The organism is Methylorubrum salsuginis (assembly GCF_900114375.1).
Taxonomy (GTDB): Bacteria; Pseudomonadota; Alphaproteobacteria; order Rhizobiales; family Beijerinckiaceae; genus Methylobacterium; species Methylobacterium salsuginis.
The window spans coordinates 53,391-66,600 of the sequence record NZ_FOSV01000003.1 but is presented as its reverse complement, the minus strand read 5'-3'; the positions used below and the strand labels follow the sequence as shown (position 1 = coordinate 66,600).

General features: G+C 70.0%; 16 protein-coding genes. 7 read left to right on the top strand and 9 right to left on the bottom strand.

The features are described from left to right. Positions 1–79: 79 nt before the first annotated feature. A complete protein-coding gene (locus tag BM140_RS05510; RefSeq protein ID WP_091942867.1) occupies positions 80–979 on the bottom strand; it encodes a LysR family transcriptional regulator in 900 nt (299 codons plus the stop codon). 112 nt (positions 980–1,091) lie between these two features. On the opposite strand from BM140_RS05510, the gene BM140_RS05505 reads away from it, so the two are divergent. Beyond that, positions 1,092–1,535: a DMT family transporter gene (locus tag BM140_RS05505; protein WP_091942865.1), complete on the top strand. Its 444-nt coding sequence runs from the start codon at positions 1,092–1,094 to the stop codon at positions 1,533–1,535. On the opposite strand, the gene BM140_RS05500 is transcribed toward BM140_RS05505, so the two are convergent. The 3 genes from BM140_RS05500 to hslV form a co-directional block, all read right to left on the bottom strand. After that, positions 1,532–2,386, bottom strand: coding sequence for an EamA family transporter (locus tag BM140_RS05500; RefSeq protein ID WP_091942863.1), 855 nt, complete (start codon positions 2,384–2,386; stop codon positions 1,532–1,534). The two genes, BM140_RS05505 and BM140_RS05500, sit on opposite strands and share 4 nt — an antisense overlap. Positions 2,387–2,509: 123 nt before the next feature. Then, entirely contained in the window at positions 2,510–3,823 is a 1,314-nt protein-coding gene (hslU, locus tag BM140_RS05495) for an ATP-dependent protease ATPase subunit HslU (protein ID WP_091942861.1), read from the bottom strand. A 101-nt stretch (positions 3,824–3,924) separates the two neighbouring features. Next, positions 3,925–4,455, bottom strand: a complete 531-nt coding sequence (hslV, locus tag BM140_RS05490; RefSeq protein WP_091943303.1) for an ATP-dependent protease subunit HslV — start codon at positions 4,453–4,455, stop codon at positions 3,925–3,927. A 183-nt stretch (positions 4,456–4,638) separates the two neighbouring features. Between hslV and motA the strand changes: the two genes are divergently transcribed. The 4 genes from motA to BM140_RS05470 all read left to right on the top strand — a co-directional run bounded on the left by motA (position 4,639) and on the right by BM140_RS05470 (position 7,967). After that, positions 4,639–5,511 carry a flagellar motor stator protein MotA gene (gene motA, locus BM140_RS05485; RefSeq protein WP_091942860.1) on the top strand — a complete coding sequence of 291 codons (873 nt, stop codon included), beginning with the start codon at positions 4,639–4,641 and terminating at the stop codon, positions 5,509–5,511. 189 nt (positions 5,512–5,700) lie between these two features. Next, complete coding sequence (locus BM140_RS05480; RefSeq protein WP_425287042.1) at positions 5,701–6,717, top strand: flagellar motor switch protein FliM; 1,017 nt, start codon at positions 5,701–5,703, stop codon at positions 6,715–6,717. Further along, the gene (locus BM140_RS05475; protein WP_091942858.1) at positions 6,701–7,000 is read left to right on the top strand and encodes a hypothetical protein; all 300 of its coding nucleotides are present in this window, start codon (positions 6,701–6,703) and stop codon (positions 6,998–7,000) included. Before BM140_RS05480 ends, BM140_RS05475 begins: the two co-directional genes overlap by 17 nt. Positions 7,001–7,100: 100 nt before the next feature. Then, entirely contained in the window at positions 7,101–7,967 is an 867-nt protein-coding gene (locus tag BM140_RS05470) for a formate/nitrite transporter family protein (protein WP_091942856.1), read from the top strand. Positions 7,968–7,971: 4 nt separating this feature from the next. On the opposite strand, the gene BM140_RS05465 is transcribed toward BM140_RS05470, so the two are convergent. From BM140_RS05465 to apaG, 4 genes are all read right to left on the bottom strand, one after another. Further along, positions 7,972–8,892: a bestrophin family protein gene (locus BM140_RS05465; protein ID WP_091942854.1), complete on the bottom strand. Its 921-nt coding sequence runs from the start codon at positions 8,890–8,892 to the stop codon at positions 7,972–7,974. An 84-nt stretch (positions 8,893–8,976) separates the two neighbouring features. Next, complete coding sequence (locus BM140_RS05460) at positions 8,977–9,453, bottom strand: SRPBCC family protein (protein WP_091942852.1); 477 nt, start codon at positions 9,451–9,453, stop codon at positions 8,977–8,979. Positions 9,454–9,614: 161 nt separating this feature from the next. Further along, the gene (argE, locus tag BM140_RS05455) at positions 9,615–10,778 is read right to left on the bottom strand and encodes an acetylornithine deacetylase (RefSeq protein ID WP_091942850.1); all 1,164 of its coding nucleotides are present in this window, start codon (positions 10,776–10,778) and stop codon (positions 9,615–9,617) included. 1 nt (position 10,779) lies between these two features. Next, positions 10,780–11,172 (bottom strand): Co2+/Mg2+ efflux protein ApaG, encoded by a 393-nt coding sequence (gene apaG / locus BM140_RS05450; RefSeq protein WP_091942847.1) that lies wholly within the window; start codon positions 11,170–11,172, stop codon positions 10,780–10,782. Positions 11,173–11,309: 137 nt separating this feature from the next. On the opposite strand from apaG, the gene BM140_RS05445 reads away from it, so the two are divergent. Beyond that, entirely contained in the window at positions 11,310–11,780 is a 471-nt protein-coding gene (locus BM140_RS05445) for a hypothetical protein (protein ID WP_091942845.1), read from the top strand. Then, positions 11,777–12,874: a 2'-deoxycytidine 5'-triphosphate deaminase gene (locus BM140_RS05440; RefSeq protein WP_091942843.1), complete on the top strand. Its 1,098-nt coding sequence runs from the start codon at positions 11,777–11,779 to the stop codon at positions 12,872–12,874. The genes BM140_RS05445 and BM140_RS05440 overlap by 4 nt, the downstream gene beginning before the upstream one ends. Positions 12,875–12,933: 59 nt before the next feature. Here the strand turns inward: BM140_RS05440 and BM140_RS05435 are convergent, their stop codons facing one another. Beyond that, entirely contained in the window at positions 12,934–13,194 is a 261-nt protein-coding gene (locus BM140_RS05435) for a PepSY domain-containing protein (protein ID WP_091942841.1), read from the bottom strand. Positions 13,195–13,210 lie beyond the last annotated feature (16 nt).

Sequence of the window (13,210 nt, the reverse complement as noted above, 5' to 3'; positions counted from 1 at the left end):
GAGTGCCTCACAAAGCTCCCGTTCACTGTCGATGTCTTCTCCGGGCGCGACGGCGCATCGGGAGTTTTGTGAGAGACACTTACGGGGCGGCCTCGACGAGCGCGTCCCGCTCCGCTTCGAGGTGCCGCACAAGCGTCTGCGCGAGTCGGCCCGGCGGACGGGCCGTCGGCATCAGCAGCATCGTCTCGATCGGAAGCGCGGGCCGGAACGGGCGCAAGGCGATCGGCAGACCCGACAGTTCGCGGGCGGGAACGGGATCGACGATGGTGACACCCATCCCCTCGGCGACGAGACCGCAGCGGGCCGCCGTGAACTGCGCCGTCAGGACGATGCGCGGGGCGACGCCCTCCGCGGCGAAGGCCGCCTCGATCGCCTGCTGGAACGGGCCGGGGCCGCCGGAGATCAGCGGTACGTCGACGAGGTCGGCCGGGCCGAGGTGGCGCTTCCCCGCGAGCCGGTGTCCCCGCGGGACGGCGCAGACGGCATCCATCGTCAGGAACGGCTGAGCCGTCACCTCCGTATAGCCGTCGCGGGGTCGGGCGAGGCCGATATCGCACTGGCCCGAGGCCGCCCAGGCCCATATCGTATCCGGGCCAGGCACGTGGACCGAGACGCGCACCCCCGGCACCTCGGCGTCGAGCCGGCGGATCGCCCGCGGCAGCAGGCGGGCGGCGAGCGAGGGCTGGCAGGCGATGCGCAGGGCGCCGGTGCCGCGCTCGGCGATGCGGCGGGCCGCCCGGCTCAGGTGATCGAGGCCGGCATAGGTCTGCTCGACCTCGCGGGCGAAGGCTTCTCCCGCCTCGGTCGGCAGCGCCGCGCCGTGCCCGCGCACGAACAGCGGAAAGCGGAGCTCGGCCTCGAGCGCCGCCATCGCCCGGCTCACATGCGGCTGGCCGAGACCCAGCGCGTGCGCCGCCCGCGTCATGCCCCCGTGCCGAATCACGGCCCGGAAGAGATCGAGATGGGCCGGATTAATCATGCCCGATCCGCATGGATTTTTGAGGTTCGGTCATTTGACGGCATGGGAGCGGAGTGATTGTCAAGGTGGATCGAAGTCCGCCGTCCCGGCGGCCTCGGCCGAGGCTCTCACGATGCTCTTCCTCATCCCCGCCGCCCTGGCGATGCTCGCCGGAATCAGCGTCGTGACGCAGCAGATCGTCAACGCGAACCTGCGGAGTGCCCTCGGATCAGCGGCGTGGTCGGGCTTTGCCAGCTATTTCGTCGGCCTCGCCTGCATGGCGGCGCTCGCCGTGGCCCTGCGCGATCCGCCGCCCGCTTCCGCTTTGCTGCTGCGGACGCCGTGGTGGGCATGGACCGGCGGGCTGTTCGGGGCGGTCTTCATCGGGCTCGCCATCGTGCTGGTGCCGCAACTCGGCGCGGCGGCCTTCATCGTGCTGGTCGTGGCCGGGCAGATGCTCGCCTCCGTCGCCTTCGACCATTTCGGCTGGCTCGGCCTCGAACAGCGACCGCTCGATGTTTCGCGACTTTTGGGGATTTTCCTGCTGATCGGCGGTGTGATCCTGATCCGGCGTTAGGACCGTCGTCGCGCGCTCACCGTCATGCCGATCGAGGCGGCGCTGACGCAGAGGATCGCACCCCATTGCACCGGGCTCGGCACCTCGCCGAGCAGCGGCATGGCGGCGAGCGCGGCGATGGCGGGCTCCAGGCTCATCAGCACCCCGAAGGCCGGGCGCGGCATGCGGGTGAGCGCGAACATCTCCAACGAGTAGGGCAGGGCGCTCGACAGCACCGCCACCGCGAGTCCGGCCGCGAGGGTGGCGGGCACCAGCAGGTCGGCCCCGGCTTGCCAGATTCCGACCGGCGCGACGAGGAGCGCGGCGACGCTCATCCCGAGCGCCACCGCCGAGGGGCCGCCGGCCCGGCCCGCCGCCTGCCCGAACACGATGTAGAGCGCCCAACACCCGCCCGCCGCGAGCGCCAGGGCGGCGCCGAGGGGATCGATGGCGGCCGTCTCGTGCAGCGGCAGCAGCCCGACGAGGCCGAGAACCGCGAGCCCGATCCAGGCGAGGTCGGCCGGTCGCCGCGACCCCCAGAGCGCGACGGCGAGGGGCCCGGTGAACTCGATCGCCACCGCGATCCCCAGCGGCACCGTGCGCAGCGACAGGTAGAACAGCAGGTTCATCAGCCCGAGGGCCGCGCCGTAGAGCGCGATGGCCCCGAGTTCCCGCGCCGAGAGGCTGCGCCGCCAAGGCCGTCGGAGCGCCAGCAGGATCAGAGCGGCGAAGCCCACCCGCAGGGCGGTCATCCCGGCCGGGCCGACGATGGGGAACAGGGTCTTGGCAAACGCTGCGCCGGACTGGATCGACACCATCGCGGCGACCACCGCCGCGACGGGGAGCAGGAGGCTCGCGGGTCGCTCCGTCATCGGCGCGCTGTTCGATCGATCACTTCAGAATCGGTAGGCTCCCCCCTCTCCCCGCGTGCGGGGAGAGGGAATGCGCGGTCGCCGTTTCGGTGCCTTCTCGAAGCGAGGCTATAGGCTCCATCCTCACAAAATGAACCGGCTCAGATCCGCGTTCGCCGCCAGATCCTCCACTCGGTCGCGCACATAGGCGGCGTCGATCCGCACGGTCTCGCCGGAGCGGTCGGTGGCGGTGAAGGAGATGTCGTCGATCACCCGCTCCAGCACGGTCTGGAGCCGGCGGGCGCCGATATTCTCCACCGAGCCGTTCACCTCGACGGCGACGCGGGCGAGCGCGTCGATGGAATCGTCGGTGAAGTCGAGGGTCAGCCCTTCCGTCTCCATCAGCGCCACCGTCTGCTTGATCAGGCTCGCCTCGGTGGCGGTGAGGATCTGCTTGAAATCCTCGACGGTGAGCGGCTGCAGCTCGACGCGGATCGGGAGCCGCCCCTGCAACTCGGGCAGCAGGTCGGACGGCTTCGAGACGTGGAAGGCGCCGGAGGCGATGAACAGGATGTGGTCGGTCTTCACCGGCCCGTGCTTGGTCGCCACCGTCGTCCCCTCGATCAAGGGCAGCAGGTCGCGCTGCACGCCCTCGCGGGACACGTCGGCGCCGGAGCGGCCCTCGCGGGCGCAGATCTTGTCGATCTCGTCGAGGAAGACGATGCCGTTGTCCTCGACCTCGCGCACCGCCTCGCGGATCAGCGCGTCGTCATCGACGAGCTTGTCCGATTCCTCGGCGATCAGCGGCGCGTAGGCGTCGGCCACCGTCATCCGGCGCGGCTTGCCGCGCTGGCCGCCGAGCGCCTTGCCGAGCATGTCGTTGAGGTTGATCGCCCCCATGGAGGCGCCGGGCATGCCCGGAATCTCGAACATCGGCATGCCCTGCGCGCCACTCGGGGCGAGTTCGAGTTCAACTTCCTTGTCGTCCAACTCGCTCGCCCGCAGCTTTTTCCGAAAGCTCTCGCGGGTCGCCTGGCTCGCGGTGGGACCCACCAGCGCGTCGAGGATGCGGGACTCGGCAGCCGCCTCCGCCTTGGCCTTGACGGCCTTGCGCTTCTCGTCCCGCGTCAGGCCGATGCCGACCTCGACGAGGTCGCGCACGATCTGCTCGACGTCGCGGCCGACATAGCCGACCTCCGTGAACTTGGTCGCCTCGATCTTGAGGAACGGCGCGCCCGCGAGCCGGGCCAGCCGCCGGGCGATCTCGGTCTTGCCGCAGCCGGTCGGGCCGATCATCAGGATGTTCTTCGGCGCCACCTCCTCGCGCAGCGGCCCTTTGAGCTGCTGGCGGCGCCAGCGGTTGCGCAGCGCGATCGCGACCGCGCGCTTGGCATCCTTCTGGCCGACGATGAAGCGGTCGAGCTCGGAGACGATCTCGCGGGGGGAGAAGGTGGTCATTTTTTTCCAGGTCTGCGGCGCTCGGACGCCGAGGAGTTGGATCTAGGCGCGCCGGGAGAGGCTTTCCAGTCGCGGCCCCGGAATGGCGGAGTGGGTTTGAATCAACCCGCGTCGAGCGTCTCGATGACGAGATTCCCGTTGGTGTAGACGCAGATGTCGCCTGCGATCTTCATCGCCTTGCGCACGATCGCCTCGGCGTCGAGGTCACCGTCCTCCAGAGCGCGGGCGGCGGCGAGGGCGTAGTTGCCGCCGGAGCCGATCGCCATCACGCCGGTCTCGGGTTCCAGCACGTCGCCGGAGCCGGAGAGCAGCAGGCTCACCTCCTTGTCGGCGACCAGCATCATCGCCTCCAGCCGGCGCAGGTAGCGGTCGGTGCGCCAGTCCTTGGTCAGCTCGACGCAGGCGCGGGTGAGCTGGCCGGGATACTGTTCGAGCTTGGCCTCCAGCCGCTCGAACAGGGTGAAGGCGTCGGCCGTGGCGCCCGCGAAGCCGCCGATGACGCTGCCCTTGGCGAGCCGCCGGACCTTGCGGGCGTTGCCCTTCACGATGGTCTGGCCGAGGCTGACCTGCCCGTCGCCGCCGATCACCACGCGCCCGCGCTTGCGGACCATCAGTATCGTCGTGGCGTGCATCTGGGGCGGGCCGTCGTCGTGGGGCAAAGGTGTTCTCCGATGGCGGAATGACGAGCCTCAGTTATGCGCTCGAACCTTCTCCTCCAACCCGCCCGCCCGACAAAGCCCCGCGCAAGCCTGCCCGCCTATTCCCCTGGCCCAAGGGCCGCCCTCACGTCGACGGCCGTTTGCGGAACGCGTGCCATGGGAATCATCGTCGGCCTTGTCATCGCCATCGGCTGCATGCTCGGCGGCTTCGTGGCCATGGGCGGCCACCTGATCGTCATCTGGCAGCCGTGGGAGTTCGTCATCATCGGCGGCATGGCGGCGGGCACCTTCGTGATCGCCAACCCGCTGAAGACCGTGATGGATTCCGGCAAGGCCACCATGGAGGCCTTCACCGGCAAGGGCCCCAAGCGCCAGGATTTCCTGTCGCTCCTCGGGCTGCTCCACGCCCTGATGCGCGAATTGAAGACCAAGCCGCGCAACGAGGTCGAGACGCACTTCGACAACCCGACCGAATCCGAGATCTTCAAGAACTTCCCGGAAGTCACCAAGCACCCCGATCTGGTGCTGTTCATCTGCGACTATTGCCGCCTGATCCTCATCGGCAACGCCCGCTCGCACGAGATCGAGGCGCTGATGGAGGAGGAGATCGGCACGCACACCAAGTACAAGCTCAAGCCCTACAGCGCGATCAACACGGTCGCCGAGGCGCTGCCGGCGCTCGGCATCGTCGCGGCGGTGCTCGGCATCGTGAAGGCGATGGGCGCCCTCGATCAGTCGCCGCAGATCCTCGGCGGCCTGATCGGCGCCGCGCTCGTCGGCACCTTCTTCGGCGTGTTCGCCTCCTACGGCGTGCTGGCCCCCCTCGCCATCAAGGTGAAGGGCGTGCGCGAGAAGCAATGCGCCCCCTACACCATCATCAAGCAGACGCTGATCGCCTACATGAACGGCGCGCTGCCCCAAGTCGCGATCGAGCACGGCCGCAAGGGCATCGCCGGCGCCGACCGTCCGACCATCGACGAGGTCGAGGCCGCCACCGTGCCGGGCGGCCGCGCCCCGGCCGCCGCGTAAGGGGACGGGCCGGTGCAAGAGACGGTTCAAGAAGCGCCTCAAGAGACGGTGCAAGAGACGGTGCAAGAGTCGGTCGACGCGCCCGTGGAGCGGACCGTTCAGGCTGAGGCGCCCGCGTTCGAGGACATCCTGGCCACCGTGCCGGCTTCGGCTCCGGCTGAAGGATCGACCGAGGAACTGGCGCGCGCGCTGGATCGCGACCCGGCATCGGCCGAGGCGCCGGCCGTGACGCCCGCTGCCGGCAAGCCCGCTTCCGCCCTCGACGCGCTGCTCACGGCGGCGGCGGCGCCCAAGCCCGCACTCGACATCCGCGCCCGCATCCAGGAGGCCGGCGGCCTGTCGCTCGACCGGCTGCCGATGCTGCACGTCATCTTCGACCGGCTCGCCACCGCCTGCAGCGACGCGGCCAAGCACCAGGCCGCCTCCTCGACCTTCTACTCGCTCAGCGGCATCGAGGGCGGGCGCTTCGGCGAGATGCTCGACGCCTACGATTCCAACGCGGTGGTCGGCATCTTCCACGCGCCGGAATGGGACGGGCACATCCTCGTCGGGCTCGACCGCGACTTCATCTACACGATGGTCGAGGTTTTGTTCGGCTCCGACGGCTCCGAGCCGCCGGTGGAGGAGGAGCGCAACTTCTCGGCCATCGAACTGCGCATCGCCCAGATGGTGTTCGAGCAGGTCGGCAAGGCGCTCGAATCCTCCTTCGGCCTCGTCTCGCAGACGCCGTTCCGCCTGGAGCGGATGGAGACCCGCATGGAGTTCGCCATCATCGGCCGGCGCTCCAACAAGTCGGTGCAGGCCAAGTTCCTGCTCCAGGCCCTCAACCGCGGCGGCGAGATGTTCCTCATCATCCCGCAGACGGTGCTGAATCCGCTCCGTCCCGCGCTCGGCAAGGTGCTGACCGGCGAATCCGCCGCCCGCGATCCGCGCTGGGCCCAGCAGATCACGGCCGAGGTGCAGAAGACCGCGGTGCGCCTGCGCGCCGTGCTGGAGGAGCGCCACCTGACGCTCGGCGAGATCGCCGGGCTGAAGGTCGGTCAGGTGCTCGAACTCGATGCCACGCCCGCCACGCGGATCAAGCTGGAAGGCAACGACCGGCCGCTGTTCTGGTGCCGGGCCGGCCAGTCGCAGGGCGCCTACGTCCTGCGGGTGGAGGAGGCGATCAATCCCGAGAAGGAGGGGGCGGATGGGCTCCTTGGTTGACGGCATCCTGCTCATTGCGCTCGTCGCGACGAGCGCCTGCGTGGTGCCGATGTATCTCAAGCTCAAGCGCCTCGACCGGGTCCAGGCCGAGTACGGCGCCGCGGTGACGGCCTCCGGCATCGCCCTGACCCAGGCGGGCGACGCCGTGCGCAGCTTCTCCGGCGAGGGGCGGGAGATTCTGGAGGCGCTGAGCCTGAAGATCGAGGAGGCGCGGGCGCTGGTGTCGGAACTGGAGGCCTCGCGTGCCGCTCTGATCGCGGCGCGGCGTGAGCCGAAGGCCTGACGACGGCAATCTGCGGTAAATCTCCCTTTTGCCGGAGCGGGGCCGCTCTTCCGCACGTTGGCCACGGCCGAGCCACGGACGAGCCACGGACGAGAGCCCGATGTCCGACGACGAACAGCGCAGCCGCGGGGCCGACGAAACGGCTGAGAAGCGCGCGAAGGACGCCGCCGAGGTCGAGCAGGGGCACCGCCCGGACGCCCTGATCCTGCACGAGATCATCCGCCGGGAGGGCGAAGAGGAGTTGCGGCGCACGACGTTGGCGCTGGCACTCTCCGCCTTCGCGGCGGGGCTGACCATGGGGTTCTCGCTGATCGTGCCGGGCGTGCTCAAGGGGCACCTGCCGCACGAGCCCTGGGCCGAGCTGGTGCTCAGCATGGGCTATTCCATCGGCTTCCTCATCGTCGTGCTCGGGCGCCAACAGCTCTTCACGGAGAACACCGTCACGCCGATCCTGCCGCTGCTCAACGAGCGGACGCTCGGGTCGCTGGCGCGGGTGGCGCGATTGTGGTCCATCGTGCTCGTCGGCAACATCCTGGCGACCTTCGTCATCGCCTCGGTGCTGGCCCATACCGACGCCTTCCAGCCGGAGGTGCGCAAAGCCTTCGCCGAGATCAGCCGCCACACCATCGAGGATCCGTTCTGGACCACCGTGATCAAGGCGGTGTTCGCGGGCTGGCTGATCGCCCTGATGGTGTGGATTCTTCCGGCGACGGGGTCGGCGGCACCGTTCATCATCATCCTGATGACGTGGCTCGTCTCGATGTGCGGGCTCGCCCACATCGTCGCCGGCTCGGTCGATGCGTTCTACCTCGTCGCCACCGGCGAGATCGGGATGGGGGCCTACCTCACCGGCTTCTTCGCGCCGACACTGATCGGCAACGTGCTCGGCGGCGTCACGCTGGTCTCGGTGCTGAACTTCGGGCAGGTCGTACCCGATCTGGAGGGACAGAAGCGCAGCGGCGTGTGATCTGTCAGCGAAGCGTGAACCGTTCGGCCTTGGGCGGCTCCGGCCGGCTCTCGCCGAGCGCGTCGAGCACCGGCGCCGTGGCGGCGTGCAGCAGCGCGTCGAGGGGCAGGTCGTTGGCGTCGGTGCCGAACGGCTCTTCCAATTCGTCGCCGAGCGCGTCGAGGCCGAAGAAGGCGTAGGCCACCAGCGCGGCGACGACCGGCGTCGACCAGCCGAGCGAGCCGGCCAGCCCGAACGGCAGCAGCAGGCAGTAGAGCCAGGCGGTGCGGTAGAGCAGCAGCGTGTAGGCGAAGGGCAGCGGCGTGCCCTGGATGCGCTCGCAGGTCGCCTGGATCGCGGCTAGACTCGCGACCTTGTGCTCCAAGGTCGCAAAACTCACCTCGCCGAAGGCCCCGGCCCGCATCGCGCCGGCCAGATCGTGGGTGAGGCCGGCGAGTGCCGCGTCGGCGGCGTTGGGGCGGTCGGCGAGCGACAGGCCTTCCTGCGGCGGTAGCCACGGCTCGGCGGCCCCCGCCTCGTCGAGGCCGCGCAGCCGGGCGTGGAGCGCCTGGGCGAAGCCCACCGCCCGGCGCAAGCTACGGCGGCGCACATCCGCCTGCCCGGCCTCCGGCAGCAGCGCCGGGATCAGCCGGGCGAGCGCCCGCATCTCGACGATCAGCGTGCCCCAGGCCCGGCGCGCCTCCCACCAGCGGTCGTAGCAGGCGCCGTTGCGGAAGCTCAGGAAGATCGAGAGCGCGAGGCCGACGAGGGTGAACGGCCCGATCCCGGCGGTGACCGGGAACCACTCGGCGTGCCGCTGCTCCAGCCCGACCACGAGGCAGGCGAGCGCGGTGATGGCGACCACCTTCGGCGCGACCTTGGGCAGGATCGAGCCGCGCAGGGCGAACAGGATGGTGAAGACGTTGGGCCGCGGACGGACGATCATGGCGTGTCTGTCCGCGATCCGGGGGAAAGAGGCAACGGGGCGTCGCCCGCATCCGCAAGGGGAAACGGGCGGCGCGGACGAGGCCTACTTCGCCTTCTCGGAAATCCCCTTCAGGCCGGCCTCGTAGATGCCGCCGATCACCTCTTCGGCCTTGGCGTCGGGGGCGCCCTTCGCCTTGAATTTGCCGGTCCAGGTCAGCTTCGAGCCCGAGCCGTTCGGCGCCACGGTCAGCGTGGACTTGTAGTCGGAGACCGGCAGCGGGCTCTCGAGGATGGTGTAGCTGTAATCCATCTTCTTGTCGTCGCGGGCGAGCTGCTCTTCGACGATGGTGCCGCCGCCCTTGAGGCTCAGGGTGCGGATCGACTTGCCGCCCTTCGAGGACGGCTCACACTTCTCGACCGCCGGGTGCCATGTCCCGATGCCGCAGAAATCGCCGATCGTCTGCCAGACCTTGGCGGGCGGGGCATCGACGGTCGCGGTCTTCGTCACGTCGAGGGCGAGAGCGGGCGTGCCGGCGAGCACCGTCACGGTCGCGATGGCGAGGGTCGTCTTCAGGTTCATGGATGGCCTCGGGCTTCCTTCCGGACCCGGCATCTCTCGACGAAATTCGGAACGAATTCCTGGCGGATGCCGTAGCACGGGCGAAGCTGGGGCGATCATCCCCAGCGGCAAGGAAGACTTTCGTCCAACCCTGCCTCACATCGGCGTGATGAGGCGCGCGATCAGCCCGCGCTCTCGGCGACGAGGCGGCGCATGAAGGCCTGTCCGCGTTCCAGTTCCTCCAGCGCGATGTACTCGTCCGGCTGGTGCGCCTGATCGATCGAGCCCGGCCCGCACACCACCGTCGGGATGCCGGCCCCCTGGAAGCGGCCGGCTTCCGTGGCGTAGGGCACCGAGATGGTCCGGTTGCGCTGGGCCAGCCGCAGGGCCAGCCGTTCGGCCTCGGAGCCCGGATCGGGGGCGAGCCCCGGAACCGCCACCTCCTCCACCGTCTCGATTCGCCCGTAGTCGCCGTAGCGGTTCAGCCGCTCGCGGGTCACGCGTTCGCAGGCGGCGGCGAACAGGGCGGGAATTTCGCCCATGTCGAGGTCGGGCAGGCCGCGGAACTCCCAGTGGAAGGCGCAGAGCTTGGGCAGGATGTTGCGGGCGGTGCCGCCCTGGATCGTGCCGACATGGACCGTGGTGTTGGGCGGATCGAACCGGCCCGAGGCGTCGCCGCGGGCCACCATCGCGTCGGCGATGCGGTTCAGTTCGGCGATCAGGTCGGCCGCCGCCATCACGGCGTTGGCGCCGAGCATGGGCTTGGCCGAATGTGCCTCGTGGCCGTGGACGGTGGTGTGGTAGGTGACGATGCTCTTGTGCGCGTCCGCCACCTGCATCCCGGTCGGCTCGCCGACGATGACGGCGCCCGGGCGCGGCAGGTCGGCCCCGAAGCGGGCGATGGTGTCGGCCACGCCCAGGCAGGTGGTCTCCTCGTCGTAGGAGAGCAGGATGTGGATCGGCCGCTTGAGGTCGGCGGCGAGCGCGTCGGGCACCAGGGCCAGCGCCAGGGCGTCGAACCCCTTCATGTCGACCGCGCCGCGGCCATAGGCGCGACCGTCGGCGACCCGCAGGGTGAACGGGTCCGTGGTCCAGGCCTGTCCGGTCACCGGCACCACGTCGGTATGGCCCGACAGCACGATTCCGCCGTCGATCTTCGGCCCCAGCGTCGCGAACAGGGCTTCCTTGTCGCCGGCGGCGTTCGGCACGCGGACGTAAGGCACGCCCCAGCCGTCGAGATAGCCCGCCACGAAATCGATGAGGGCGATGTTCGACTTCGAACTCTCGGTGTCGAAGGCGACGAGCCGCTCAAGGAGTTCGAGCGGGCTCAGGCGCTCGCCCGCCATGCTAGTGGACGACGCGGCGGACGTGCGGCGAGTCGAGGGAGAAGGCCGGAATCTCGGCTTCAAAACTCTCGCCGGCCATCGTCGCCATGGTGTAGCTGCCGGCCATGAGCCCGTCCGGCGTCGTGAGCGGGCAGCCGCTGGTGTAGCTGAACGACTGGCCCGGCTCGAGCACCGGCTGCTTGCCGACGACGCCCGCGCCGCGCACCTCCTGGCATGCGCCGCGCCCGTCGATGATGCGCCAGTGGCGGGAGCGGAGCTGCACCTGCTCGCTGCCGTTGTTCACGATCTCGACGGTGTAGGCGAAGAAATAGCGGCTCTCGCCCGGCGAGGATTCCTCCTCGACGAAGCGGGGCTCCACCGTCACCATGATGCCGCGCGTCTCGGCCTTGTACATCGCGAAAAACCGTCTCCGTGGACGAAGCGCAGGCCGCGACGCGACATCTGCCTCGGGTCGTGGTACGTGGCGCCCGAAATCCCGTCAATCGCGGCGTTCCACCCGGCCGACAGGCCGGATCAGCCGGCGGAGACCTCGTGCCGAACGCCTCGCCGAACGTTGCCCCCGTCGCTGCCGCCGCGCGGCGCCCGGCGCTTTCGGACGCCCTCGGCCTCCTCGTCACCCTGGCGACCGCGCTCACCTTCGCGTGGTGGCACCCGGCGCAGAACACCTGGGCCGCGCTCGCCCTCATCCTCGCCCTCGTGCTCGATACGCTGGCGCGGGTCGTCGTGCGGCGGGTCGAGGCGCGCCTGGGCGTGGCGGCGGCGTTTCAGGGCGTGGCCTCGCCGCTCCTGATGCTCGGCAACGCGATCTGGATCGGCGGCCTGCTCGTCGCGCTCGGCGGGTGGCTGCGGCCGGATCTGTTTCCGCTCTTGGCCTGCACGCTGGCCGGGCTCGTCGCCATGGCGGCCTGTGCCCGGATCGCGCTCGCCCGGATGATGGCCGTGCTCGACGCGGCGGAGCGCGAGGCCGCGCAGGACAAGACGGGCGGGAGGGAGCCGCGATGAACGACGACACGACGAGCCGCGACGGCGGCATCCTGGCGGCCCAAGGCATCGCCGCGCTGACCGAGGCCGGGGCGATCCGGCCCGCGACGCCTTACGCTTCCGACCAGATCCAGCCCGCGAGCCTCGATCTCCGCCTCGGCTCCCGCGCCTACCGGGTGCGCACGAGCTTCCTGCCCGGCAGCAGCCGCCCGGTCTCGGCCTGCATCGAGGCCCTCTCGCTGCACGAGATCGACCTGACGGGCGGCGCCGTGCTGGAGACGGGCTGCGTCTACATCGCCGAGCTGCAGGAGAGCCTCGCGCTGCCTCCCGACCTCAGCGCCGGCGCCAACCCGAAAAGCTCCACGGGCCGGATCGACGTGTTCACCCGCGTCATCACCGATTACGCCAGCGCCTTCGACCAGATCGAGGCCGGCTATCGCGGGCCGCTCTATGCCGAGATCTCGCCGCGCACCTTTCCGGTGCGGGTGCGGACCGGCTCGCGGCTGTCGCAGGTGCGCTTCCGCCGGGGCGAGCCGCGGCTGACGCTGGACGCCCTCTCGGCCCTGCACGCCCGCGACCCGCTGGTCGACGTCGCGAGCCCGTCGCTGCACGGGGGGGTCGCCGTCTCGGTCGATCTCTCGGGCTTCGGCGGCCTGATCGGCTACCGCGCCAAACGCTTCACCGGCCTGATCGACGTGGACCGCCCCGGTGCCCACCGCACCGGCGACTTCTGGGAGAAGCTGCCGGCCGACGGCACCCGCACGCTGATCCTCGATCCGGGCCAGTTCTACATCCTGGCCTCCAAGGAAGCGGTGCGCGTACCCGCCGACTTCGCGGCCGAAATGGTGCCGTTCGATCCTCTGGTCGGCGAGTTCCGCGTCCACTACGCCGGCTTCTTCGATCCGGGCTTCGGCCTCGGCGAGGCGGGCGGCACGGGGGCCCGGGCGGTGCTGGAGGTGCGCTCCCGCGACGTGCCGTTCCTGCTGGAGGACGGCCAGATCGTCGGCCGCCTCGTCTACGAGCGCATGCTGGAACGGCCGGCGACGCTCTACGGCGCGGGGGCGGGCTCCAATTATCAGGCCCAGGGGCTCAAGCTCTCGAAGCACTTCGCCTGAGCAGCGTGGCGGCGTGATCGGGGCGCGTCCATGCGCGCCCCGATCCGACAGCCGGAAGGCTATTCCGCCTTGCGCTTGACGATCTCCAGCGTCTTCGGATCGAGCTTGAGATCGAACTGCTTGCCGTTGGCGTCGATGGCGTCGTCCACCTCGATCATGCCGTCGTCGAGCTCGACCTCTTTCCACTTGGTGAAGCCCTCCTTCTTCAGGATTTCTTCCACCTTGGCCTGCTGATCCGGCGGCAGCTTCTCGTCGGCCAGGGCCGGGCCGGTGAGCAGGGCCACGCCGACGAGGGCAGCGGCGAGCGGGCGAAACGACATTCAGGCACTCCATCAC